Annotated in this window: 24 protein-coding genes and 1 riboswitch; of the genes, 17 read left to right on the forward strand and 7 right to left on the reverse strand. The window is 64.7% G+C overall.

What is annotated here, in order from left to right; all coding sequences use genetic code 11:
- Positions 1-36 precede the first annotated feature (36 nt).
- The 5 genes from FG486_RS15655 (at position 37) to FG486_RS15675 (ending at position 5704) form a co-directional block, all read left to right on the forward strand.
- Positions 37-654, forward strand: coding sequence for a YceI family protein (locus FG486_RS15655; protein WP_181268220.1), 618 nt, complete (start codon positions 37-39; stop codon positions 652-654).
- A gap of 98 nt (positions 655-752) precedes the next feature.
- Positions 753-2552: an arylsulfatase gene (locus FG486_RS15660; RefSeq protein ID WP_181268221.1), complete on the forward strand. Its 1800-nt coding sequence runs from the start codon at positions 753-755 to the stop codon at positions 2550-2552.
- Between the two features lie 49 nt (positions 2553-2601).
- On the forward strand, positions 2602-3627 hold the full coding sequence (locus FG486_RS15665; RefSeq protein ID WP_181268222.1) for a glutathione S-transferase N-terminal domain-containing protein: 1026 nt from the start codon (positions 2602-2604) through the stop codon (positions 3625-3627).
- Positions 3624-5285: a sulfatase gene (locus FG486_RS15670; RefSeq protein WP_181268223.1), complete on the forward strand. Its 1662-nt coding sequence runs from the start codon at positions 3624-3626 to the stop codon at positions 5283-5285. The genes FG486_RS15665 and FG486_RS15670 overlap by 4 nt, the downstream gene beginning before the upstream one ends.
- The gene (locus tag FG486_RS15675) at positions 5285-5704 is read left to right on the forward strand and encodes a hypothetical protein (RefSeq protein WP_137775387.1); all 420 of its coding nucleotides are present in this window, start codon (positions 5285-5287) and stop codon (positions 5702-5704) included. Before FG486_RS15670 ends, FG486_RS15675 begins: the two co-directional genes overlap by 1 nt.
- On the opposite strand, the gene FG486_RS15680 is transcribed toward FG486_RS15675, so the two are convergent.
- The 5 genes from FG486_RS15680 to FG486_RS15700 all read right to left on the reverse strand — a co-directional run bounded on the left by FG486_RS15680 (position 5661) and on the right by FG486_RS15700 (position 11045).
- Positions 5661-6557 (reverse strand): SUMF1/EgtB/PvdO family nonheme iron enzyme, encoded by an 897-nt coding sequence (locus FG486_RS15680; protein ID WP_181268414.1) that lies wholly within the window; start codon positions 6555-6557, stop codon positions 5661-5663. The two genes, FG486_RS15675 and FG486_RS15680, sit on opposite strands and share 44 nt — an antisense overlap.
- A gap of 41 nt (positions 6558-6598) precedes the next feature.
- Complete coding sequence (locus FG486_RS15685; RefSeq protein WP_066276690.1) at positions 6599-7201, reverse strand: TetR/AcrR family transcriptional regulator; 603 nt, start codon at positions 7199-7201, stop codon at positions 6599-6601.
- Between the two features lie 32 nt (positions 7202-7233).
- The gene (locus FG486_RS15690) at positions 7234-7716 is read right to left on the reverse strand and encodes a DUF1330 domain-containing protein (protein WP_066276695.1); all 483 of its coding nucleotides are present in this window, start codon (positions 7714-7716) and stop codon (positions 7234-7236) included.
- Between the two features lie 63 nt (positions 7717-7779).
- Positions 7780-9549 (reverse strand): DNA helicase RecQ, encoded by a 1770-nt coding sequence (gene recQ / locus FG486_RS15695; RefSeq protein WP_181268224.1) that lies wholly within the window; start codon positions 9547-9549, stop codon positions 7780-7782.
- Positions 9550-9599: 50 nt separating this feature from the next.
- Positions 9600-11045 carry a sigma-54-dependent transcriptional regulator gene (locus FG486_RS15700; protein WP_181268415.1) on the reverse strand — a complete coding sequence of 482 codons (1446 nt, stop codon included), beginning with the start codon at positions 11043-11045 and terminating at the stop codon, positions 9600-9602.
- Positions 11046-11192: 147 nt separating this feature from the next.
- Here FG486_RS15700 and FG486_RS15705 point away from each other — a divergent pair, with 147 nt between their 5' ends.
- From FG486_RS15705 to gcvPB, 10 genes are all read left to right on the forward strand, one after another.
- Positions 11193-11324, forward strand: coding sequence for an aa3-type cytochrome c oxidase subunit IV (locus tag FG486_RS15705; RefSeq protein WP_060979644.1), 132 nt, complete (start codon positions 11193-11195; stop codon positions 11322-11324).
- Between the two features lie 11 nt (positions 11325-11335).
- Positions 11336-12466 (forward strand): NAD(P) transhydrogenase subunit alpha, encoded by a 1131-nt coding sequence (locus FG486_RS15710; protein WP_181268225.1) that lies wholly within the window; start codon positions 11336-11338, stop codon positions 12464-12466.
- A 92-nt stretch (positions 12467-12558) separates the two neighbouring features.
- Positions 12559-12843: an NAD(P) transhydrogenase subunit alpha part 2 gene (locus FG486_RS15715; protein ID WP_023836382.1), complete on the forward strand. Its 285-nt coding sequence runs from the start codon at positions 12559-12561 to the stop codon at positions 12841-12843.
- Positions 12843-14369, forward strand: a complete 1527-nt coding sequence (locus FG486_RS15720; protein WP_241695844.1) for an NAD(P)(+) transhydrogenase (Re/Si-specific) subunit beta — start codon at positions 12843-12845, stop codon at positions 14367-14369. Before FG486_RS15715 ends, FG486_RS15720 begins: the two co-directional genes overlap by 1 nt.
- Before the next feature lie 5 nt (positions 14370-14374).
- Positions 14375-15070 (forward strand): aspartate/glutamate racemase family protein, encoded by a 696-nt coding sequence (locus FG486_RS15725; protein ID WP_066275877.1) that lies wholly within the window; start codon positions 14375-14377, stop codon positions 15068-15070.
- An 80-nt stretch (positions 15071-15150) separates the two neighbouring features.
- Complete coding sequence (locus FG486_RS15730; RefSeq protein ID WP_066275874.1) at positions 15151-16320, forward strand: deoxyguanosinetriphosphate triphosphohydrolase; 1170 nt, start codon at positions 15151-15153, stop codon at positions 16318-16320.
- Positions 16321-16407: 87 nt separating this feature from the next.
- Positions 16408-16500, forward strand: a riboswitch (glycine riboswitch).
- A gap of 172 nt (positions 16501-16672) precedes the next feature.
- A complete protein-coding gene (gene gcvT / locus FG486_RS15735; RefSeq protein WP_181268226.1) occupies positions 16673-17806 on the forward strand; it encodes a glycine cleavage system aminomethyltransferase GcvT in 1134 nt (377 codons plus the stop codon).
- Positions 17807-17834: 28 nt separating this feature from the next.
- Positions 17835-18206, forward strand: a complete 372-nt coding sequence (gene gcvH / locus FG486_RS15740; protein WP_066275871.1) for a glycine cleavage system protein GcvH — start codon at positions 17835-17837, stop codon at positions 18204-18206.
- A 36-nt stretch (positions 18207-18242) separates the two neighbouring features.
- On the forward strand, positions 18243-19601 hold the full coding sequence (gcvPA, locus tag FG486_RS15745; protein WP_181268227.1) for an aminomethyl-transferring glycine dehydrogenase subunit GcvPA: 1359 nt from the start codon (positions 18243-18245) through the stop codon (positions 19599-19601).
- Complete coding sequence (gene gcvPB, locus FG486_RS15750; protein WP_181268228.1) at positions 19598-21178, forward strand: aminomethyl-transferring glycine dehydrogenase subunit GcvPB; 1581 nt, start codon at positions 19598-19600, stop codon at positions 21176-21178. Before gcvPA ends, gcvPB begins: the two co-directional genes overlap by 4 nt.
- Before the next feature lie 46 nt (positions 21179-21224).
- Here gcvPB and FG486_RS15755 read toward each other — a convergent pair whose 3' ends face one another.
- Positions 21225-21722 carry a methyltransferase family protein gene (locus tag FG486_RS15755; RefSeq protein ID WP_066275856.1) on the reverse strand — a complete coding sequence of 166 codons (498 nt, stop codon included), beginning with the start codon at positions 21720-21722 and terminating at the stop codon, positions 21225-21227.
- Between the two features lie 77 nt (positions 21723-21799).
- On the opposite strand from FG486_RS15755, the gene FG486_RS15760 reads away from it, so the two are divergent.
- A complete protein-coding gene (locus FG486_RS15760; RefSeq protein WP_422125062.1) occupies positions 21800-22441 on the forward strand; it encodes a DUF938 domain-containing protein in 642 nt (213 codons plus the stop codon).
- Between the two features lie 100 nt (positions 22442-22541).
- A complete protein-coding gene (locus FG486_RS15765; protein WP_181268229.1) occupies positions 22542-24125 on the forward strand; it encodes a long-chain-fatty-acid--CoA ligase in 1584 nt (527 codons plus the stop codon).
- On the opposite strand, the gene FG486_RS15770 is transcribed toward FG486_RS15765, so the two are convergent.
- Positions 24104-25114, reverse strand: coding sequence for a DMT family transporter (locus FG486_RS15770; RefSeq protein ID WP_337957788.1), 1011 nt, complete (start codon positions 25112-25114; stop codon positions 24104-24106). The two genes, FG486_RS15765 and FG486_RS15770, sit on opposite strands and share 22 nt — an antisense overlap.
- Between the last annotated feature and the right edge of the window lie 68 nt (positions 25115-25182).

A 25182-nucleotide genomic window follows, 5' to 3' on the forward strand; every position in this document is an offset into this window, starting at 1 on the left:
AGAACGTTCGTCCAACGCCTGGCTGGAGTCTGCTTCATGATCCGTTCGCTTGTTTCCGTTTCCGTGCTTTCGCTGGCACTCGCCGCCTGCAGCGCTGGTTCCGACAAGGCCGAAGCTCCGTTGCCCGAAGGCGCATGGCAGCTGGCAGCGGATCAGTCGAATGTCGGCTTCGTCTCGGTCAAGGCTGGCAATGTCGGCGAGGCGCACAGCTTCAAGAAGCTCTCGGGCTCGGTCGAACCCGATGGCACGGTGGCCGTCGCCATTGACCTGGCCAGTGTCGACACCGGCATCGATATCCGCAACCAGCGGATGCGCGACATGCTCTTCGAGGTGGCGAATTTCCCCGATGCCAAGCTCACCGCCAAGATCGATCCCAACGCCATCAAGGCCATGAAGCCCGGCGAGCGCAAGACCATGGCCGTTCCGGTGACGCTCGACCTGCACGGCACCATCAACAGCATCGAAGCGCCGCTGACCGTGACACGGCTGGCGGGTGAATCGGTGCTGGTCGAAACCGCCAAGCCGCTGATCATCGATGCATCGGCCGTGGGGCTCGAGGCTGGAGTCGGCAAGCTGCAGGAAGTCGCCAAGCTTCCCGCGATCAGCACCGCGGTGCCGGTCACGGCTTCGCTGGTGTTCAAGCCCAAGGGCTGAGGCGGGCACGGGCTCTGCCAAGAGCCGCTTGCGCCCGAGCATAATCTGTCATAGCCTCTGCCAAAAGGTGGTTGGGACCATCATGGCGGGGAGGATGCATGGCCGGGAAGAGGTTTCTCGCGGCAATCGGCGCGGCGCTATCGCTGGCAGCGGCCGGCCCCGCCGCGCAGCCCCTGGCGACCGCCACCACGCTCAAGGCGATCACCCCGGACCGCCCACCCAATTTCGTGGTGCTGCTGGCCGATGACCTCGCGCTGATGGATCTCGGCATCTATGGCGGCGAGGCGCGGACGCCCCATATCGATGCGCTGGCGCGTCGCGGGCGGATGTTCACGCGCTATTATACCTCGCCGCTCTGCTCGCCCTCGCGCGCGATGCTGCTCACGGGCCTCGACAACCATCGGACCGGCGTCTCGACCATTCCCGAGGTCATCCCGAACGAGCATATCGGCAAGAAGGGCTATTCGCTGCGCTTCGAACCGGGCGTGACGACGATCGCCAGCAGGCTCAGGCAGCGCGGCTATCGCACTTACATGACCGGCAAATGGCATCTCGGCCATGAGCACGGCGATCTGCCCAACTCCCACGGTTTCGACCGATCGTTCGTGCTTGATGCGTCGGGCGCGGACAATTGGGAGCAGAAATCGTACATGCCCTATTATGCCGATGCCCCCTGGTTCGAGGACGGCAAACCGGCACGCCTGCCCAAGGACTTCTATTCCTCGCGCTTCCTGATAGACCGGATGGTCGATTATCTGGGTGAGGGCGACCAGCAAAAGCCGTTCCTTGCCTATATCGGCTTCCAAGCGATCCATATTCCGGTCCAGGCGCCGCCCGAATTCACCCGCAAGTACAGGGACACCTATCGCCAGGGCTGGGCGGCAATGCGCAAGGCGCGCTGGGAACGGGCGCAGGCCAACGGCCTGATTCCGAATGGAGCGCCGCTCGCCGATCCGCCCAAGGGCTTGCGCCAATGGGAAAGCCTGACGCGCGAGGAACAGGCACTGTTCGCGCGCAACATGGCGATCAATGCCGGCATGATCGAGGCGATGGACCACCATATCGGGAGGCTGGTCGAGCATCTCAAGCGTACCGGCCAATATGACAACACGGTGTTCGTGTTCACGTCGGACAACGGCCCGGAACCGAGCAATCCGCTCGCCACGTCGCGCACCATGCAGTGGTGGCTCGACAATAACGGGTACAGCGTTTCGGCGGACAATTGGGGCGGCAAGGGCACCTATGCCTTTATCGGGCCAGAATTCGCCAATGCCGCTGCCTCGCCGGGGGCGATGTTCAAGTTCTACAGCGCCGAGGGCGGGCTGCACGTGCCGATGATCATGGCAGGCCCCGGCATCGCGCCTGCCGCCCCGAGCGCTGCGATGACCACGGTGAGCGACATCGCGCCGACGCTACTCGCGATGGCGGGCGGAGCGCCCGATGCCAGTGCCTTTGACGGCCGCTCGCTGGTCCCGCTGCTCGCCGGACAGGCCGATGCGGTGCGCACGCCGGAAACCGCGACGGGCTTCGAGGTCTCTGGCAATGCTGCACTGTTCAAGGGCAGCTACAAGCTGGTGCGCAACCTCAAGCCCTATGGCGACGGCATCTGGCGGTTGTACGACATCGCTTCGGACCCCGGCGAGAGCCGCGACCTGAGCCAGAGCGATCCGGCGAAGTTCAGGGAGATGATGGCCGAGTATCGCGCCTATGCGAAGCGCAACGGCGTGCTCGAAATGCCCGAGGGATATGACTCCACGGTGCAGATCGGCAAGAACACGGTGCGCAAGATGGCCGCGCGCTACTGGTATGTTCTGCTGGGGGCAGGCTTGCTTGTGATCGCGATGCTCTATGGTGCCTATCGGCTGCTGCGGCGGAAAGGACGTGCGCGGCCCGCTTGACCCGTTCACATTATTGACATAGCCTGTGACAATAAAAGCGGAGGAGAGAATGGCTGTTGAACTGCTCGGGGCGCCGGGATCGCCCTATACGCGCAAGATGCTGGCGCTGCTGCGCTATCGCGGGATTGGCCATAAGATGATCTGGGGCAGCCACATGCAGCCACCCGCCGGCTATCCGGTGCCCAAGGTCAAGCTGCTGCCCACCTTCTATTTCGGCGAGGGCGATGCGCGCGAAGCAGTGGTCGATTCCACGCCAATCATCCGCAGGCTCGAGGCGGAACATCCGGGCCGCTCGGTGCTTCCGGAGGACGAGCTGCTCGGCTTTCTCGACCTGCTGATCGAGGATTTTGCCGACGAGTGGATGACCAAGATGATGTTCCACTATCGCTGGCATTTTGCGACCGACGCGGCCAATGCCGGGCCGCTGCTGATCTTCTGGCAGAGCCCGACCTATCCGGACGAGCAGGCGAAGCAGATGGCGGACGGCTTTGCGAAGCGGCAGATCGACCGGCTGTACGTGGTCGGCTCGAACGACATTACCGCGCCGATCATCGAGGCGAGCTATGCGCGGCTGATCGGCATTCTCGATCGGGCGATCGCGCGCACCGGCTTTGTCCTCGGCACGCGGCCTTCGGCGGCGGATTTCGCCATCTATGGCCAGCTCACCCAGCTCGGCATTGTCGATCCGACGCCTGCCGCGATCATGGCCGGCTCGACACCTCGGCTGCGCGCCTGGCTCGACCGGGTGGAGGACCTCTCCGGCCTGCCAGACGGGGCCTGGCTCGATCAAAATGCGCTCGGCCAGCAGTTGGGTGAGTTACTGACCGAGATCGGGCGCGTCTATGCGCCATTCCTGATCGCCAACGCCCGAGCCGCCGCTGCCGGGCAGAGCGATTTCGAGACCGAGATCGACGGCAAGCGCTGGACGCAGCCGGTCTTTCCCTATCAGGCGAAATGCCTGGTGACCCTGCGCGCGGCACGCGCGGCACTGTCCGCCGAGGCGCGCGACCGGCTCGATGCGCTGCTTTCCGGCACCGGCTGCGAAGCGATGTTCGCCGAGGAGGCGGTCGCATGATCAAGCGCATCCTGCTCGGCCTGCTCGTCGTCATCATCGCAGCCGGAACCTGGGCCTGGTTCAACAAGAGCCAGGTGCTGCTGTTCGCTGCCTCGCACATGGGCCAGCACGACGTTGCCGAAAACCAGCCCGTGGTCTGGCAGAAGGGACCGGACAGCCCCGCGCTGCCCGCTGACAAGCGCCCACCCAATATCGTGTTCATCCTGGCCGATGACCTGGGCATCAACGACATCTCGACCTTCGGCGGCGGCGTGGCCGGTGGCAAGGTACCGACGCCCAATATCGACCGGCTCGCGGCCGAAGGCGCGATCTATTCGCAGGCCTATGCCGGCACCGCAAGCTGCGCCCCGTCGCGCGCGATGATCCTGACCGGGCGTTACCCCACGCGCACCGGATTTGAATTCACCCCCACGCCCGACGGCATGGGCCGCATCGTCAAGGCGCTGTCCGACGAAATGGATTCCGGCCTGCCGCCGGTCACCTATCTCGACGCGGCGGTGGAAGGCGCGCCCGATTTCGACGGCCAGGGTCTGCCGGGCAGCGAGCAGACGATCGCCGAGATCCTGAAACCCGCGGGCTATCACAGCGTGCATATCGGCAAATGGCATCTGGGCGACGGTCCCGAATTCAGCGCCAACGCCCAGGGGTTCGACGAGAGCCTGTTGATGGCGAGCGCGATGCACCTGCCCGAGGACGACCCGAACGTGGTCAACGCCAAGGTCGATTTCGACCCGATCGACAAGTTCCTCTGGGCGCGGATGCAGTTCGCCACCAGCTACAATGGCGGCAAATGGTTCAAGCCGGGCGGCTATCTCGCCGATTACTGGACCGACGAGGCGATCAAGGTGATCGAGGCGAACCGCAACCGCCCGTTCTTCCTCTATCTCGCGCACTGGAACGTTCACACCCCGCTCCAGGCGACAAAGGCCGATTATGACGCGGTGGGCGACATCAAGCCCCACCGGCTGCGCGTCTATGCGGCGATGGTCCGCGCGCTCGATCGATCGGTCGGGCGCATCATGCAGTCGCTCAAGGACCAGGGGCTCGACGACAACACGATCATCGTCTTTTCCAGCGACAATGGCGGCGCGGGCTATATCGGCCTGCCGCAGGTCAACGCACCCTATCGGGGATGGAAGCTCACCCTGTTCGAGGGCGGCATCCGCGTGCCGATGTTCGTGCGCTGGCCGGGACGGATATCACCTGGAACAAGGGTCGATACGCCCGTCGCGCATATCGACCTGATGCCGACCTTCGCCAGGGCAGGCGGGGCCAGGCTGCCCGCCGGACTCCAGATCGACGGCGTCGACCTGCTCGGCCCCGATCCCGCAAATCCGGTCGGCAAGCGGCCCGATGACGCGATCTTCTGGCAGAGCGCCTATTATCGCGTCGTGCGTCAGGGTGACTGGAAGCTGCAGGTGACCGAACGCCCGCGCAAGACCTGGCTGTTCAACCTCAAGGACGATCCGACCGAGAAGCGTGATCTCGCCGCGGCCAACCCGGCCAAGGTCGCCGAGCTCAAGGCCCTGCTCGCCAAGCACCAACAGGGCGCGCGCAAGCCGCTCTACCCGCACACCATCGAGGCGCCGGTGGCAGTCGACAAACCGCTCGGAGTGAAGTTCAGGAAGGGCGACGAGCTCGTTTACTGGCCGAACTGATGGCGGCGCTACTGCCCCGGTCGGAGCCGGTTGCCGCGTCGGCTTCGTCGCGCTTTCTCGTTCTGTGCGGGGTGCTGGCGGTGGTCCCCGGCATGATCCATGTCTTCCTGCCCGATGGCGGGGCGGGGGTGATCGCGGGGATCGACCTGTCCCGCGATGCTGCCCGCACCGTATCGATGTTCGCCTGGGCGGGCGCGACGCAGATCGCCTGGGGTGGCATGATGCTCGCCATCGGACTGTTCCATCGCGCGCTGGTGCCGCTGGCGCTAGTGCTGTTGCTGCTCGAAAAGACGCTGCACGCCCTCAGCTTCTGGGTGCTGAAGCCCGGTGATCATCATCCACCCGAAAGCTATGCCGTGCTGGTGGCGGTGCCGGTTATCGCGCTGTTCCTGGCGCTGGCGCTGCGACGTCGCGGATGATGCGGAAGCCGATATGGTTCGAGGAGAAGTCATTCTCCTGCGGCTGGCGCGCGGCGGGGCGATAGCGCGCGCAGAAGTTGGCCGCGCACAGCCAGCTACCGCCCTTGATGATCATGTGCGCGTCGTCCGCCGGGCTGTCGGTCCATTCCCAGACATTGCCGATCAGGTCGTGCACCCCGTTGCGATCAGCGGGAAAGCAGCTGGCAGGGGCCGTGCCCGAAAAGCCGTCCTTGCCCTCATCCCTGATCGGAAAAACCCCCTGCCAGTGGTTGGCGCGGGGCACGCCCTTGTCGTCGACCGCGCCGGAAAAGCGGTTGGCGGGATCGGGTAGACCGCTGCTCGCGGCATATTCCCATTCCTCCTCGCTCGGCAGCCGACCGCCTGCCCAATTTGCATAGGCCCGCGCATCGGCGAGCGTGACATGCACGACCGGATGGCGGCCCTTGCCATCGATGGACGAACCAGTGCCCTCTGGCGCTCGCCAGGTCGCGCCCTTGCGCAGCACCCATCGACCGTTCATGCCCTTTGCATCGCGTGTGAACACGGCCGATCCCGCGCGCGGATCATCGCTGGTCGCGGCTCTCTCTGCTTCCGTGACATAGCCGGTCGCCTCAACGAAGGCGGCGAACTGGTCATTGGTGACCTCGTGCGCCTGGATCGCAAAACCCTCGACCCGGAGCCGCATGGACGGGCGTTCCTCGGGATAGAGCGGATCGGCACCCTTGACATAGGAGCCAGCGGGCAGGGGGATGAATTTGCCTGGCTCGAAGGTCTTGGCAGGGCAATCGCGCGCAGCCGGCTCCGCGCGCCCGCTTTCGGGTTCCGACTGCAGATCACAGCCTGCAACCGCCATGGTCAACGCGGCCCCGGCAAGCCAGAACGCGCGCCGCAAGCTCAGTCCACCAGCCGCGAAATCGTCAGCCGCACAACGTCGGCGGCCTGATCGGTGCTGAGGCCCTGATCCTGGCGCAGTCGTCGCCAGGTCTGGAAGCCGGCGCACATCTCGATCGCGGAGAAGCGGGTTGCATCCTTGCGGATAGTGTCGGGAAGCACCCCTTCCAGCCCGGTGCGCTCGAGATGGACGAAGCGCTCGTAATTCAGCATCAGATAGTCCGAGCTGAACCGGCGGATGCTCGCGGCAATCTTGACCGGCATGATGCGCTCATAGATCATCGCGCGTCGCTCGAGCAGCTGGTCAAGCTGTGCGCGCCAGCCTTCGCCGGTAAAGGGCTGCTGGATGATCGGCATGATCTCCGCTTCGAGCCGCTCGGTCATCTCGCTGTAAAGGCTGTCCATTTCCTCGAAATGGCGGAACACTGTACGCGCACTGACGCCCGCCTTTTCGGCGACTTCAGCGGCGCTCGGTTCCATCCTGCCGCCCATGATGATGTCGAGCATGGCATCGACGATCGCCTGGCGACTGCGTTCGCTGCGCTGTTTGCGGCCATCGGGATGGCGGGCAGGGGGCGCTGAGATGGTAACCGGAGGAGTGTTCATGTAAAAGCGCATATCCCCAACATGGGCCTATGTCACCCCTTGGGACCGACCATCGACAGGATCTGCTGCATCCACGGCATGCCCTTGCCTTCCTCGGACAGCACCGTCTCGATATTGAGCTGTCCGTCGAGCCCGGCGCTGCGGTGCACCGCGATCTCGCGCCATTCCTCGGACATCGACATCCGCACCATGTCCGCTCGCTTGGGATAGACCCCGATCGCGACCTCGTCCCAAAGCTCGCCGACCTGGCCGAGCGAGAGGAAGGTCACATCGGCGACGAACATCGCCACGCCGCCGAATTTGGGCAGCAGCTGCGAGACTGCCCGGCCATAGATCATATAGGCCTCGCGTCCGGTCAGGTCGGTCTCGCGACCATCCTCATAGACCGCCTTTTCCTTGAACTTGAGCAGATTGATCATGAAGATAGGCCCGTCAGGGCCCGGCTGCATCATGCCTGCCAGCGTTTCGGGATGGCCCGGAAACACTTCGTTCAGAACGGTAAAGGGCTCAGCCATGGTGCATCCTCTCTGCTGGTCTTGATGCAGACGCTATATATTGACACAATTAATGTCAATATATCAGCCATGCTCGCGCAGCACGCGCAGAAAGGCCTCGCCATAGGCCTCCAGCTTGCGCGTCCCGATGCCGGAAATGCGCGACAGCGCGTCCATCGTCCGCGGCATGCGTTCGGCCATTTCGCGCAGCGTGCTGTCGTGGAAGATCACATAGGGAGGTACGCCTGCCTCCTGCGCGAGATCGCGGCGGCACGCGCGCAACGCCTCGAACAGCGGATTGCTCACCGGATTGACTGCATCGCTGCCGCGCCGACCACGCCGCGCGCGCTTGGGTGGCAGCACCAGCGGCAGCTGCACCTCGTCGCGCAGGATAGCGCGCGCCTCGGGGCCCAGCATCAGCCCGCCATGCTCGTTGGTGGCGAGCGCATCACGCACCTGCAACGCCCGAGCGACCGGCTTGAGCAGGAGCGCCTCCTCGCCATCGACGATGCCAAAGACCGAGAGCCGGTCATGCCCGCGCTGCTGCACCTTGTCGGTATTCTGCCCGCGCAGCACCGCCTCGACATGGCCCAGACCAAAGCTCTGCCCAGTGCGATAGACGGCAGAAAGCAGCTTGCGCGCGGTTTGCGTCGCATCGACGCTGTCGGGCGGGCTCAGGCAATTGTCGCAGTTGCCGCAGGTGTCTGCCGGGCTCTCGCCAAAATGGCGCAGCAGCACCGCGCGCCTGCATCCTCCGGTTTCCACCAGCGCGCCCAAGGCCGATATGCGCGCGCGTTCGCCCGCCTGGCGCTCGGCCTCGATCTCGCCGATCCGCATCCTCGCGCGGATGAAATCCTCCGCTCCCCAGAACAGATGCGCCTCTGCCGGTTCGCCGTCGCGGCCAGCGCGGCCCGATTCCTGATAATAGCCCTCGATCGACTTGGGGAGGCCGGCGTGCACCACAAAGCGGACATCAGGCTTGTCGATGCCCATGCCAAAGGCGACGGTGGCGACCATCACCATGTCCTCGCTGGCGATGAACGCATCCTGGTTGGCGCGGCGCTCCTCGGGTGGCATCCCGGCATGATAGGCGCGCACCTGCCTGCGGCCATCGCGCCCCAGTTGTTCGGCCAGCTTTTCGGTCCCGGCGCGGGTCTGGGCATAGACGATGCCGGGGCCGGGATTGCTCGCGACCAGATCACCGATCTGCCGGGTCAGCCCGTCACGCGGGTGCACGGCATAACGGATATTGGGCCGGTCGAACCCGGCGATCACCATGCCATCGGGCGCGATGCCAAGCTGCTTGAGAATGTCCTCGCGCGTGTGCGCATCGGCGGTGGCGGTCAGCGCCAGGCGCGGGCAATCGGGGAAGCTGTCGAGCAGCGGGCGGAGCAGCCGGTAATCGGGGCGGAAATCATGGCCCCATTCGGACACGCAATGCGCCTCGTCGATCGCGAACAGCGCGATCGACGCGCGGCCGAGCAGGCTGCGAAACCCTTCCGAGCTGGCACGCTCAGGCGCGACATAGAGCAGGTCGAGCTCGCCCGCGCGGAACCGGTCCTGCGTTTCCTGCCAGTCGGCATCGACCGAGGTGAGGCTGGCGGCGCGAATGCCCAGCGCCTGCGCGGCGCGCAGCTGGTCATGCATCAGGGCGATGAGGGGAGAGATGACGACGCAGCAGCCATCGAGCGCCACGGCGGGCAGTTGATAGCAGAGCGACTTGCCCGCGCCGGTCGGCATGATCGCCAGCGTGTTCTGCCGCGCCAGCACCCGCGTGACCACCTGCTCCTGCACGCCGCGAAAGGCGGAAAAGCCGAAGGTTTCGTGCAGGACGTCGAGCGGATCGCGGGTCATCCGCCCGCTCTTATGAGCGCCTGGCAGCGCAGGGAAGGGGAAAAGCGCGGTTACGCGGCGTTGTCGATGCCGAGTTCGGTCAGCTTGCGGTAGAGCGTCGAGCGGCCGATGCCCAGACGGCGCGCGACCTCGGTCATGCGACCCCGGTAATGGCCGATGGCGAGACGGATCACATCGGCCTCGATCTCCTCGAGCGGGCGCAGATTGCCGTCCTCGGCATAGAGCGTGATGCCGATGCCGTCATGCGGCGACGAGGTCCGGCGCGGCTCCTCTTCGCCAAGCATGTTGGTGAGCTGCGGAAATTCCGCGGTGGTCAGCGCATCGCCATCGCAGAAGATCGCGGCGCGGAAAAGCGCGTTCTGCAGCTGGCGGACATTGCCCGGCCAATCGAAGCTGGACAGCAGCGACAGCGCCTCGTCGGTAATGCCCAGGCCGCGCAGCCCCGGCTGTTCGGCGATGCGCGCCAGAAAATGGCGGACGAGCGCAGGAATGTCGCTCGACCGGTCGCGCAGCGCGGGAATGGTGATCTGCACCGGCGCGATCGCGAAATACAGGTCCTCGCGGAACGAACCCTCTTCGACCATCGGCTTGAGCGGCGTGTTGCTGGCGCAGATGAAGCGCACATCGCAGCGGAAGCTGTGCCGGGCGCCCAGCGGACGCACCTCGCCCGATCGGATCGCGTCGGCAAGCTTGGCCTGCGATTCGAGCGGAAGCTGGTCGACTTCGTCGATGAACAGCGTGCCGCCCTCGACCCGCTGGATGATGCCGACATGCCGGTCGAACGCGCCAGGAAACGCGCCGCGCTCATGCCCGAAGAGCTGCGATTCGATCTGGCCGCTCGAAGCCCCGGCACATGTCACCAGCCGCAATGCCAGTTTCGAACGCGGGCTGGAGGCATGGATGGCGCGCGCGATCATTTCCTTGCCGGTGCCGCTTTCGCCCTCGATCAGCACGGGCGTGTGCGTCCGCGCCGATTTGGCGGCAATGGCCAGCGCCGCGCGGAAGCGCGGCGACGAGCCTATCATCTCGTCGAAATCGAGCGGGGCCGCGATCTTCTCGGTGAGCGGGCGCAGCTCGTCGGCATCGTCCTTGCGCGCGGCAGCGTTGAGCGCGGCGACGAGACGGTCGGGCGCGATCGGCTTGATCAGATAATCGGTAGCGCCCGCGCGCATCGCCTCGACCGCGAGCAGCGGCGAGGTGCTGGTGGTCAGCATCAGGATCGGCAGCGCCGGACGGCGCGATTTCAGTTCCTTGATGAGTTCGGCGGCTTCGTCGCCTGGCACCCATTGGTCGAGAATGATCGCATCGAGCATCATCCCCTCCTGCGTGCCGAGCATGGCGATCGCAGTTTCCGAATCGTGCGCGAACACCGTGCGCCAGCCCGCCTTGGCCGCAAGCGCTGCGACCAGGCGGCATTGCGCCGGTTCGTTATCGATCAGCATTACCCGGCGGATCTGCTGGTCTGCGTCTGTGCGTTCCTTGGCCATCACCGTCATCCTTAACGGCATGTGGTAAAAACCCCATTAAAGCTAAGCTTGTGCCAACCCTAGCGATTTGAAGCTTGCGGGATTGAGCGACACCCGGCATTCGGTTAAGGCGAACCGATATCAACTTCGGCACCAATAACGGGGAAGGCTCTGACCATGGCCAACGACACGTCCAACAACTTCGAATATGCCAAGCAAACCTATGAGGGCTTCATGGGCCTGCTGAAGACCGGCACGATCGTGGCGGCACTCGTGACGGCGTTCGTCGTCGTTCTCATCGCCAGCTGACCGGCGGCGGCATGAAGATCGCGGTCCTCAAGGAGCAGGCATCGGGCGAACGGCGCGTTTCGGCGAGCCCTGAAACCGTCAAGAAGTTCATCGGATTGGGAGCGACCGTGGCGGTGGAGACCGGTGCGGGCGAATATGCGTCGATTTCCGACGCGGATTTCGCTGCCGCCGGAGCCAGCGTGGGGTCGCGCGCCGATGTGCTCGGCGATGCCGACATCATCTTCGGCGTCCAGGGACCCGATCCGGCCAGCCTTGCAGGGGCCAAGCCCGGCGCGATGATCGCTGCCTCGCTCAATCCCTTCGGCGAGCGGGCGCGCATCGATGCCTATGCGGCGGCAGGCTTCCAGGCGCTGGCGCTCGAATTCATGCCGCGCATCACCCGCGCGCAGTCGATGGACATCCTGTCCTCGCAGTCGAACCTTGCGGGCTACAAGGCGGTGATCGACGGCGCTGCCGAGTATGGCAAGGCCTTCCCGATGATGATGACCGCAGCGGGCACCGTGTCCGCCGCCAAGGTGTTCATCATGGGCGTGGGCGTGGCCGGGCTGCAGGCGATCGCGACCGCACGCCGCCTGGGCGCGCAGGTTTCGGCGACCGACGTCCGCTCTGCCACCAAGGAACAGATTCAGTCGCTCGGCGCCAAGCCGATCTTCGTCGAGAATGTCGCGGGTATCGAGGGCGAAGGCGCGGGTGGCTATGCGACCGAAATGTCCGACGAATACAAGGCGGCTCAGGCCGAACTGGTCTCCTCGCATATCGCCAAACAGGACATCGTCATCACCACCGCGCTGATCCCGGGCCGGCCCGCACCGCGCCTGATCAGCGATGCGCAGATCGCCAGCATGAAACCGGGCAGCGTGATCGTCGATCTGGCGGTGGAGCAGGGGGGCAATGTGGAAGGTGCGGTAGCGGGCGAGATCATCGTCAAGCACGGCGTGAAGATCGTCGGGCATCGCAACGTACCGTCGCGGCTCGCCACCGATGCCTCGGCGCTTTTCGCGCGCAACCTGTTCAACTTCTTCTCGGCCTTTTGGGACAAGGAAGCAAAAGCGCCCGTGTTCCCCGACGATGACGAGATCGTCCAGGGCGTCCGCGTGACCATGGGCGGCAAGGTCGTCAGCGAGAGGCTGCTCGCGAGCTGATCACCGGATTTTCGAACATCTGACCGGCCTGGTCCGGACCCTTCCCGCAGCTAGGCGAGGCCGGATCGGCGGGACGAATGGAGAATATGAAGATGGACTTCATCTCAATCCTCTCGATCTTCGTGATGGCCTGTTTCGTGGGCTATTATGTCGTCTGGTCGGTGACGCCCGCACTGCATACGCCGCTGATGGCGGTGACCAACGCGATTTCGTCGGTGATCATCGTCGGCGCGCTGGTCGCCAGTGCCGAGGCGGTGTCGCCGGTGGCGAAATATCTTGGTCTGCTCGCGGTCGTGTTTGCCGCGGTCAACATCTTCGGCGGCTTTGCCGTCACCGAGCGCATGCTTGCGATGTACAAGAAGAAGGAGCGCAAGTGATGGCTCTGGGGGCAGCAATGAACATCAACCGACCGCTCACTTTCGCCGCCGCTGCCTGCAGCGCGCTGACCGCCGGCCCGGCCTTTGCCTCGGGCGGTGATGCCGCGCCGGTAAGCCCCTGGGTGTCGCTGGCCTATCTGGTCGCTGGCGTGTTCTTCATCCTGGCGCTGCGCGGTCTTTCCAGCCCGGAAACCAGCCGCAGCGGCAACCGCTTCGGCATGATCGGCATGGCCATCGCGGTCATCACCACGCTGCTGACGCACGAGATCGCCAATATCGTCGAGATCCTGATCGCCATCGCGATCGGCGGCGTCGCTGGCTTCGTGATCGCGCGCAAGATCAAGATGACTGACATGCCGCAGCTGGTCGCGGCCTTCCACTCGCTGGTCGGCCTCGCCGCGGTGCTCGTCGCACTCGCCGCCTGGCTCAATCCCGAAGCGTTCGGCATTCTCGATGCCAATGGCCAGATCCTGACCGTCAGCCGTATCGAGATGGGCCTCGGCGTCGCGATTGGTGCGATCACCTTCTCGGGATCGGTCATCGCGTTCCTCAAGCTCAACGGCAACATGTCGGGCTCGCCGATCATGCTCCCGGGTCGTCATGTCATCAACCTGGGCGTGCTCGCCGCGATCCTCGGCATGATCGCGGTCTATACCGTGTCGCCCGATGGCGGCGCGGGCGAAGGCTGGCTGTTCCTGGCGATCACCGTGCTCTCGTTCATCATCGGCTTCCTGCTGATCATCCCGATCGGTGGCGCGGACATGCCGGTCGTCGTCTCGATGCTCAACAGCTATTCGGGCTGGGCAGCCGCAGCGATGGGCTTCACCCTGTCGAACACCGCGATGATCATCACCGGCGCGCTGGTCGGCTCTTCGGGTGCCATCCTTTCGTACATCATGTGCAAGGCGATGAACCGCAGCTTCATCTCGGTGATCGCGGGCGGCTTCGGTGCCGAGGCGAGCAGCGGCGGTGACGGCGCGGCCAAGGTCGATCGCCCGTGGAAGCGCGGCAGCGCCGAGGACGCGGCGTACATGATGAAGCAGGCCGAAAGCGTGATCATCGTCCCCGGATACGGCATGGCGGTGGCACAGGCGCAGCACGCGCTGCGCGAAATGGCCGACCTGCTCAAGAAGGAAGGCGTCAGCGTCAAATACGCCATCCACCCAGTGGCAGGCCGCATGCCCGGCCACATGAACGTGCTGCTCGCCGAGGCCAATGTGCCCTATGACGAGGTGTTCGAGCTCGAGGACATCAACAGCGAATTCTCGCAGACCGATGTCGCCTTCATCATTGGCGCGAACGACGTGGTCAATCCGGCGGCGAAGACCGACAAGTCCTCGCCGATCTACGGCATGCCAGTGTTCGATGTCGACAAGGCCAAGACCGTGTTCTTCATAAAGCGCTCGATGGGCGGCGTGGGCTATGCGGGCGTCGACAATGACGTGTTCTACATGGACCAGACGATGATGCTGCTCGCCGATGCGAAGAAGATGGTCGAGGATATCGTCAAGAATCTGGGGCACTGATCCGCATGCGGAAAATCGGCCTGATCGGCGGCATGAGCTGGGTTTCGACCGAGACCTATTACCGGCTGATCAACAAGGGGGTGCAGAAGCGCGCCGGGTCGCTGTGCAGCGGCCCGATCGTGATCGAGAGCCTCAATTTCTGCGATCTCGCGCAGATCCGCACACCCGAGGGCTGGGACCATGCGACCGAGAAGCTGACGGTCGCCGCGCGCTCGCTCGAGGCGGCGGGCGCGACCGCGATCCTGATCTGCGCCAATTCGATGCACAAGGTCTATGACCGGGTGCAGGGCGCGGTCAGCGTTCCGATCATCCATATCGCCGATTGCGTCGGCGAGAAGATGCAGGCCGATGGGATCAAGCGCGCCGCAATCATCGGCACGCGCAACGTGATGCTCGAGAGCTTCTACCGCCAGCGTCTGGTCAAGCACGGCATCGGCCTGCTCGCACCCGAGATGGAGCGCGTGGAGGAGATCGACCGGATCATCTACGAGGAGCTGATGGAGGGCAGGGTCGTCCGCGAATCCGAGCGCACGATGAAGACCTTCCTCACCAATATCGCCAAGGAAGACGTGCAGGCGGTGGTGCTCGGCTGCACCGAGCTCGAAATGATCGTCGATACCAAGGCTAACGTGCTGCCCATCTATGACGGCACCGAGATTCACGCCCAGGCCGCAGTCGACTGGATCATGGGCGACGCTTGATCTTTTAACCCATGTGGGCGAAGGCGCTGGCGTTTTCCGGCGAGGCTGGAGAGCACCACGCATTCAACGGTAGAACAGCCATGCACCCCCGCGCGCCCTATGCCAGTGATCCCTCGCGTTCGCGCGGGCGGCAATTTGCCGAAGGGGGCGAGCCGACGCGGGGACCGCGCAGCGCCTTTCAGCGCGACCGCGACCGCATCATCCATTCGATCAGCTTCCGCCGCCTGCGCCACAAGACTCAGGTGTTCGTCGCCCCCGATGGCGATCATTACCGCGTCCGCCTGACCCACAGCCTCGAGGTCGCGCAGATCGGGCGGACGATCGCGCGGGCGCTTGGGCTCGACGAGGACCTGACCGAGGCGCTGTGCCTGGCGCACGACATCGGACACCCCCCGTTCGGACATGCTGGCGAGGATGCGCTGGAGGCCGCGATGGCAGGGCAGGGCGGTTTCGACCATAACGCCCATACCCTGCGCGCGCTGCACGTGCTCGAATCGCCCTATCCGCGCTGGCAGGGTCTCAACCTCAGCTGGGAGGTGCTCGAGGGGCTCGCCAAGCATAACGGCCCGGTCGAACATGCCCCTTGGGCGCTGGCAGAGATCGACGCCGGTTTCGACCTCGATTTGAAGCGCTATTCGTCGCTCGAAGCGCAAGTAGCCGCTGTGTCCGACGATATCGCCTATGACAATCACGATATCGACGATGGGCTGCGCGCCGGTTTCCTGTCGTTCGACGATCTGCTCAGCCTGCCATCGGCGCTGCGGCAATGGGATGCGATTCGCGCTAAATTCTCCGACGTTCCCGAGGCACGGCTGCAGTCCGAATTCGTACGCGACCAGATCGGTTTGATGGTCAACGACGTCATTGCCTCCACGCGCGCCAGGATAGCGGGGCTCGGCATCGGCAGCATCGAGGATGTCCGCGCCGCAGGGCAGGTGATCGCCGGTTTTTCCGATGCCATGGCGGAGCAGGAACGCGAACTGAAGCGGTTCATGTATGCGCGGGTCTATCATCATCCGCGCCAGCTCGAAGCGGCCGACCTGGCGCGGCAGGTCATCGCGGCGCTCTTTGCCGCCTATCGCGACGATCCCGCGCTGCTGCCCGACGACTGGCGTCAACGGTTGCCCGAAGCCGAGCCAGACAAGAGCCGCCATATAGCCGACTTCCTCGCCGGCATGACTGATCGCTTCGCGCTGTCGCAGCACCGCCAGATCTTCGGCCATGCGCCCGAAGGCCTCAGCCACGTTTGAACAGGATTTTGTGCGTCGCAGCGCAATTTGATTGACAGTCCGAAGGCCTTTGCGCATTCCGGGCTTGTCGATGCGGCGCAAGCCTCATGAAACGGCACGGGAGAGCGCGGTGGGTCACCACCGCCACCGAAGGAGCAACCGCCCCGGAATCTCTCAGGTCATCGGGACCGTGTCGTTGATCGGCGCTCTGGAAAGCGGGCAGCTGTGCAAGGCTGCTCCACCGAAGGGGTAAATGGGCGGCGCTGGTCGCAACCCATGAAAGCTCTCAGGTTCAAGTGACAGAGGGGGTTGGATGCTCGCAGGGCCCGAAGGCCGTGCAACGCGTTCCAATTCAATCTGCCGGAGTGCCCAGATGACCGATAATATTGCCGATATGATGGAACGCGTGGCCGACAGGCTGCTGCCACTCGATGCATGGCATCGGGCGCGCGGCGCGCGCATGGTTCCGTTCGCGGGCTATCAGATGCCCGTTCAGTATGAAGGCGTGATGGCCGAACATCTCTGGACGCGCGAGAATGCCGGACTGTTCGATGTCAGCCATATGGGCCAGGTCCTGCTCACCGGCGATGCACCCGATGTCGCATTGGAAGCGATCGTGCCCGGCGAAATCCAGAAGCTGGGCGTCAACCGCATGCGCTATTCGGTGCTGCTGAACGAGGAAGGTGGCATCCTCGACGATCTGATGGTGACGCGGCGCGAGCGCGACCTGTATCTGGTCGTCAACGGCGCATGCAAGTATGACGATCTGGCGCACATGCGCGAGACATTCCCCGACGAGGTGGTGATTACCCTGCTCGACGAGCGCGCGCTGTTCGCGCTTCAGGGGCCCAAGGCAGGCGAGGCGCTGGCCAGCCTGATCCCCAATGTCGCATCGCTCTATTCCATGCAGGCAGGCGCGTTCACGCTCGACGGCATGTCGCTGTGGATCAGCCGCTCGGGCTATACCGGCGAGGACGGCTTCGAGATCAGCGTCGATTGCGATCATGCCGCCGCGCTCGCCGACCGACTGTGCGCGCTCGATCTGGTCAAGCCGATCGGTCTTGGCGCGCGCGATTCGTTGCGGCTCGAGGCGGGACTGCCGCTTTATGGCCATGACCTCGACGAAAGCGTCAGCCCGGTCGAAGGGGACCTGTCTTTCGCGATCAGCAAGCGGCGCCGCACCGAGGGCGGCTTTGCCGGTGCCGAGCGCATTCTCGAAGAACTGGAGGAAGGCACCGACCGCAAGCGCGTCGGCCTTGCCATCGAAGGTCGCCAGCCAGTGCGCGAAGGCGCGGAGCTGTTTGCCGGCGACCGCATGGTCGGCAAGGTGACCTCGGGCGGTTTCGCACCGACCCTCGGTGCGCCGATCGCGATGGCGCTGGTCAAGTCTGCCTTTGCCCCGCTGGGCACTGCGCTGGAGGCCGAAGTCCGCGGCAAGCGTATCCCGGTAACGGTCGCAGCCATGCCGTTCGTGCCGCACCGTTATCACCGGCCCAAGACCGCCTGAACATCTAACGACCCGATGGAGTGACACCATGAGCCGCTATTTTACCGAAGAACATGAATGGGTTGAAGTCGAAGGCAAGATCGCCACGGTCGGCATCACCGAATATGCGCAGCAGCAGCTGGGCGACGTGGTGTTCGTCGACGTGCCCGCCGAAGGCAAGCAGTTCGACAAGGGCGACGAAGCCGCCGTCGTCGAGTCGGTCAAGGCCGCAAGCGATGTCTACAGCCCGATCTCCGGGACCATCGTCGAGGGCAATGAGGTTCTCGCTGACGAACCCGGCCTGGTCAATTCGGACCCCGAAGGCGATGGCTGGTTTTTCAAGCTGGAACTGAGCGACGAAGCCGAACTTGACGCATTGATGGATGAGGCAGCGTACAAGAAGTTCGTCGCAGACCTCTGATTTTTCATCGTTTCTGACCCAAGGACATTAGCCGCAATGCGCTATCTCCCGCTCAACAACCAGGATCGCAGCGCGATGCTCGCCACGATCGGCGCAGCCTCGATCGACGACCTGTTCATCGATATCCCCGAAGAGGCCCGGCTGACCGGCCCGATCCACGGCCTGCCGATGCACGCGCCCGAAATGGCGGTCGAACGGCACATGAAGGCGCTGGCCAGCCAGAATCTGGTCGCGGGCGACGTGCCCTTCTTCATGGGCGCGGGCGCCTATCGGCACCATGTCCCTGCTTCGGTCGATCATCTGATCCAGCGCGGCGAGTTCCTGACGGCGTACACGCCCTATCAGCCGGAAATTGCGCAGGGCACGCTGCAGATGCTGTTCGAATTCCAGACCCAGGTCGCCCGGCTGCTCGGCTGCGATGTCGCGAACGCATCGATGTACGATGGCTCGACCGCGTGCTGGGAAGCGATCGGCATGGCGCGGCGCATCACCAAGCGCGCCACCGCCTTGCTGTCCTCGGGCCTGCACCCGCATTATGTCGGCGTTGCCAAGACCATGGCGCGGTTCACCGGGGATGCGCTCGTCCATCAGGCCCCGAGCCTGAAGCCCGAGACCGACATTGCCGACCTGATCGGTCAGATCGACAAGAATACCAGCTGCGTCGTGGTGCAATATCCCGACATTCTCGGCCGCGTCGAGGATTTGTCGGCGCTCGCGCAAGCGACTCAGGCCGCCGGCGCGCTGCTGATCGCGGTCGTCACCGAGCCGGTGGCGCTGGGCGCGCTGCGCAGCCCCGGTGAAATGGGCGCGGATATCGTCGTGGGCGAAGGCCAATCGCTCGGCGTCGGCCTGCAGTTTGGCGGTCCCTATGTCGGCCTGTTCGGCTGCAAGCAGAAATATGTCCGCCAGATGCCGGGGCGCCTGTGCGGCGAGACCCTCGATGCCGAGGGCAAGCGCGGCTTCGTGCTGACGCTCTCGACCCGCGAACAGCATATCCGCCGCGAAAAGGCGACGAGCAACATCTGCACCAATAGCGGGCTGTGCGCGCTGGCGTTCAGCATTCACATGACGCTGCTCGGCGAAAAGGGCCTTCGCGGTCTTGCAGAGGTCAACCATGCGATGGCGGTGACCGCAGCCGAACGCCTCGAGAATGTTCCGGGCGTCAAGCTGCTCAACGCGAGCTTTTTCAACGAGTTCACGCTGGTTCTTCCCAAGGATGCCCGCACGATCGTCCGTGCGCTCGCGGATCGCAGGATCCTGGGCGGCGTCTCGCTGGGCCGCCTGTATCCGGAAGAAGCTGACCTTGCCAACGGACTGGTCGTCGCCGTCACAGAGACCGCGACGCTCGAAGACATCGAAGCCTTTGCCACGAACCTTGAGGAGCTGCTGGCATGAGCATGAACAACCAGGGACGTCCCACCCGTCCTGCCGAAGACAGCGCCGCATCCTCGGCGCTGGCGACCAGCACTGGCAACCGCGCGCTGATGCTCGAGGAAGCGCTGATCTTCGAGATCGGCGATTCGACCCGCACCGGCGTCGACCTGCCCGCAGCTCCGATGGCCGTCTCGCGGCTTGGCGGACTTGAGCGCAAGGCCGCCATCGGTCTGCCGGGTCTGTCCGAGCAGGAAACGGTGCGGCACTACACGCGCCTCAGCCGCCAGAACTATGCCATCGACCTTGGCCTGTTTCCGCTGGGATCGTGCACGATGAAGCACAACCCCCGTCTCAACGAGAAGATGGCGCGGCTTCCGGGCTTTGCCGACATCCATCCGCTGCAGCCGATCCAGACCGTTCAGGGCGCGCTGGCGGTCATCGACGAGCTGGGCGAATGGCTCGTCAAGCTGACCGGCATGGCCGGCGTCGCGATGTCACCCAAGGCGGGCGCGCATGGCGAGCTGTGCGGCATCCTCGCGATCCGTTCGGCGCTCGAAGCGCGCGGCGACAAGCGTTCGGTCATCCTGGTCCCCGAGAGCGCGCACGGCACCAACCCGGCGACCGCGGCGTTCGTCGGCTATCAGGTCGAGGACATTCCGGCCAAGCCCGATGGCCGTGTCGATGTCGATGCGCTGAAGGCCCGGCTCGGACCCGATGTCGCAGGCGTGATGATCACCAACCCCAATACCTGCGGCCTGTTCGAGCGCGAGCTCAAGAACATCTCGGACGCAGTGCATGAGGCGGGCGGCTTCGTCTATTGCGACGGCGCAAACTTCAACGCGGTGGTCGGCAAGGTGCGTCCGGGCGATCTGGGCGTCGATGCGATGCACATCAACCTGCACAAGACCTTCTCCACCCCGCATGGCGGCGGCGGCCCCGGCTCGGGCCCGGTGGTGTTCTCCGAAGCGCTCGCGCCGTTTGCGCCGCTTCCGTTCGTCGAACGCACCGAGGACGGCAAGCTGGCGCTGATCGAGGAAGAGAGCATGGAGGACCATCACGCCTCCAGCTTCGGTCGCATGGTCGCCTTCCATGGCCAGATGGGCATGTTCAGCCGCGCACTGACCTACATCCTCAGCCATGGTGCCGACGGACTGCTCCAGGTCGCCGAGGATGCGGTGCTCAACGCCAATTACGTGCTGCGTTCGCTCGAGGACGTGCTCGACGCGCCGTTCGCGAATGCCGGACCCTGCATGCACGAGGCCCTATTCTCGGACAATGGCCTCGCCGAGGGCTTCTCGACGCTCGACATCGCCAAGGGTCTGATCGACGAGGGTTTCCACCCGATGACGGTCTATTTCCCGCTGGTGGTGCACGGCGCGATGCTCGTCGAACCGACCGAGACAGAAAGCAAGGCGGCGCTCGACCAGTTCATCGGCGCGCTGCGTTCGGTGGCCCTGCGCGCCAAGCAGGGCGATCCATCGCTGCACAGCGCGCCGCACTTTGCGCCGCGTCGCCGCCTAGACGAGACCCAGGCCGCGCGCAAACCGGTACTGGTCTGGACCGAGCCGGTGGTCGAACAGGCCGAAGCTGCAGAGTGATCCCTTCGGACTGCCCGCCCGGTTCTGCACCGGGCGGGCTTTTTCGTCAGATCCAGCGGCGCACGCGCGCGCAATAATCCTCGAACGCCTTGCCAAATTTGCGGCGCAAGTAACTCTCTTCCTTGGCGATCACCGCCCGGTCGATCGCAATGAACGCGAATGGGACGAAGGCCAGCACGCCCATACTGGCCTCCCACAGCGCGTAGCCCAGCTGGATCATCAGCATGCCCAGGTACATCGGGTTGCGGCTGTGCCGATAGGGTCCGCGCGCGATGATGGCCTGGCTCGGCGTCCAGGGCTGCGGATCCTCGCCATAGGCGCTGAACATGCCCAATGAGACGATGATCAGCCCGATCCCCGCCATCATCAGGCCAAAGCCCGGCCATTCCATCGCGCGGCCCATCGGAATGGGCGGCAGGCTCATGACGTCGTCGAGCAGAAGGCCGAGCATCAGGAAACCGAGGAACACCAGCGGCGGCGGAAAACCCACCGATGGCGCGATGCTGGGGTCGATGCGCGGCAATTGGGGTGGTTCGTCGTCCATGTTGCTCAAACTGGAGCCTCACCTTGGCCGACGCAAGCCAAACGATTGCCGATAGCCTCGCTTCGCGCCATGATGCCATGATGACCGAACCCAAGCCCTGGCTGATCAACGAGGCGGGCACCGAAGCCCGCCGCCATGCTCCCGCGACGCTGCGCAACCGTCAAGTCATCGCGCAGGTGCTGCGCGACATCCTCCCCGACAGCGGCATGGTGCTCGAGATTGCCAGCGGCAGCGGAGAGCATGTCGTGCATTTCGCACAGGCATTTCCGCATCTGCAATGGCAGCCGAGCGATTGCGAGCCTGCCGCTCTGCATTCGATCGCCGCCTGGACGGCAGAGACCGGCACAGCCAATGTACTGCCTCCGGTGCTGATCGATGTCGAGCAGGAAGCCTGGCCCGTCCGGCATGCCGATGCGATCCTGTGCATCAACATGGTGCATATCAGCCCGTGGAGCGCGACGCTGGCACTCTTGCGCCACACCGCCGCGCTGCTGCCAGCCGGCGCGCCGCTCTATCTCTACGGACCGTTCGTGCGTCATGACGTCATGACGGCGGAGAGCAACATGGCCTTTGACGCATCGCTCAAGGCACGCAATCCGGCCTGGGGGCTGCGTGACGTTGCTGATGTTGACGCAGCCGCTGCCGAATGTCGCATCGTTCGTACCGGGTTGATCGAGATGCCCGCGAACAACCTGTCGCTCGTCTATCGGCGCGCCTGACGCAAATCTATTGTCAAGCCATAGTCTTTCTGCCTAGCCTGTGCGGGCGAGGGCAGGGCCGCAAAGGTCCGCCCAACTGCCGAACCTGTGGGAGAGAGAGATGCTGGCTACCGCCACCAATGCGCGTACCGACTTGGGTTCCACCGTCCGCTACTGGGCCGAAGAGCGCCCCGACGCCATCGCCATGGACGATGGGATCACCCGCATCAGCTATCGCGAGCTCGACCAGATGGCCGATCGCTATGCCCGCGCCTTTGTCGCTTCCGGCCTGGCGCCTGGCAACCGCATCGCCTGGCTGGGCAAGAACGCCAGCCTGTATTTCACGCTGCTGATCGCTGCGAGCCGCGCCGGCCTCGCGATGGTGCCGGTGGGCTGGCGGCTCGCGGTGCCCGAAGTGCGCTATATCCTGTCCGATACCGAAGCGGCGCTGCTGGTCTGCCAGCCCTTTTCCGCCGAGACCGCCAGGGCGGCGGCCGAGGGGCTGGACAGCCTGAAGACACTGCTGATCGATGCCGAGGGAGACGCCTCGGGCCTGCAATCGCTCGACATCTGGGCCGCGGAACAGGGCGATGCTGCGCTGCCGCAAGTCGATCCCGAGCGCGGCGTGCTGCAGCTCTACACCTCGGGCACCACCGGTCACCCCAAGGGCGCGGTGCTGTGCAATCGCAACATGTTTGCGCTACGACCGATCATCGAGGCTTCGGATGTCGACTGGTACAAGGTGAGTGTCGAGGATTCGATGCTGGTCATCATGCCCGTTGCGCATATTGCCGGATCGGGAGTCGGCACGATCGCCTTCTACAATGGCTGCCGCGCGGTCATCCGCGCCGAATTCTCGCCCGATGCGGTGCTCGATTGCGTCGCGGATGGCGTCACGCACATGTTCCTGGTGCCGACCGCGCTGCAGATGGTGGTCAACCACCCGCGCGCCGCGACGACCGACTGGTCGCGGCTCAAGCTCGTCATGTACGGTGCCGCGCCGATCCCGCTCGAACTGCTGCGCCAGTGCATGCACGTGATGGGCGCGGAATTCTGCCAGCAATATGGCATGACTGAAACCACCGGCACCTTTTGCGCGCTGCCGCCGGAGGACCATGACCCCAATGGCAACCAGCGGATGCGGTCTGCCGGCAAGGCGCTTCCCGGCGTGGAAATCCGGATCATCGATGCGGCGGGCAACCCCGTGCCCAACGGCACGATCGGCGAGATCGCCACTCGCTCACCGCTCAACATGACCGGTTACTGGCGCAACGAGGCCAAGACGCGCGAGACGGTCGATGGCGATGGCTGGCTGCGCACGGGCGATGCCGCCTATATGGACGACGACGGCTATGTTTATATCCAGGACCGGGTAAAGGACATGATCATCTCGGGCGGCGAGAACGTTTATCCCGCCGAGGTCGAGAACGCGATCTTCGGCCATCCCGATGTGCTCGAGGTTGCGGTGATCGGCATTCCCGACGACAAATGGGGCGAGGCGGTGAAAGCGGTGGTAGTGCCCAAGCCGGGACACGAGGTCGATCCTGCCTCGGTCATCGCCTGGGCGCGCGAGCGGATCGCGCCGTTCAAGGCCCCCAAGAGCGTGGATGTCATTCCGGAAATGCCACGCAATGCCACCGGCAAGATCCTGCGGCGCGAGTTGCGCGCGCCGTATTGGGAGGGTCAGGAGCGCGCGGTCGCCTGATCGCGCAGCTTCGCCAGCCGGTTTTCGCGTAGCGCGATGTACAGGCCGGAGCCGATGATGAGCGGTGCCCCGATCCAGGTCGCGGGCACCGGCCATTTGTCCCAGATGAGATAGCCGAACAGCGCCGCCCAGATGAGGCTCGAATAGTCCATAGGCAGCACCACCGATACCGGTGCGAGGCGCAGCGACCAGGTGATGCCAAGCTGCGCAAAGGCCCCGAACAGCCCCATCAGCGCGATGATGCCCCAAGTGTGCGCGTCGTGCATCTGGCCGACGAACAGCATCGCAATGCCCAGCGGCACCATGGAGCTCAGCGAGAACCAAAACATCGTCGTGATCGGATTCTCGGTTTCGCCGAGCTTGCGGATGATGATGCTGACAAAGGCCGTCACCGCGACGCCGGTCAGCGACACGATGGCGCCGAGCATCGGGATGTGCCCGTCGCCAGGCTGTACCACGATCAGTACGCCTGCGAGCCCTGCGGCAATTGCACTCCAGCGGTGCACCCCAACGGCTTCTTTCAGGAGCACGATCGACAGCAAGGTGGCGACGATCGGAACCATGAAGCCGATCGCGGTGGCCTCGGCGATCGGGAGGAGCGCGAAGGAGAGAAAGTTCAGCGACATCGCGACCATGCCGATGACCATGCGGCTGACATGCGCCCAGGGACGCTCCGTCCGCAGCGCGGCGAGCCCGGGCCCCGCCAGCGCGATCGGGATAAGCACGATGATTCCGGCCAGCTGGCGATAGAACACGCTTTCCAGCACATGCACCCCGCGATCGGACGCCAGCTTGACGCAGGCGAACATCGCGGTGATCGAAATGGCGGCGAACAACCGGATGACGATGGCAGAAAGCGCCTGGTTCCGGTGCTCACCAGGGGCAGGAGTCGGTTCGGGCAGGTCCATCGCTGCCCTGCTAACAGCAGCAGGCGCGCGCGTCATCCCGGCAATGCGCAGTTTCGCCGCATTATCGCGGCCAAGTGCCAAGTTTCCTGCATTTTCGCATCACCTTGGCCCAAAAGGACAGGGGGCTGCACTCTGGCCAAAGCCACCCG

This window comes from Blastomonas ursincola, from assembly GCF_013607875.1.
Taxonomy (GTDB): domain Bacteria; phylum Pseudomonadota; class Alphaproteobacteria; order Sphingomonadales; family Sphingomonadaceae; genus Blastomonas; species Blastomonas ursincola.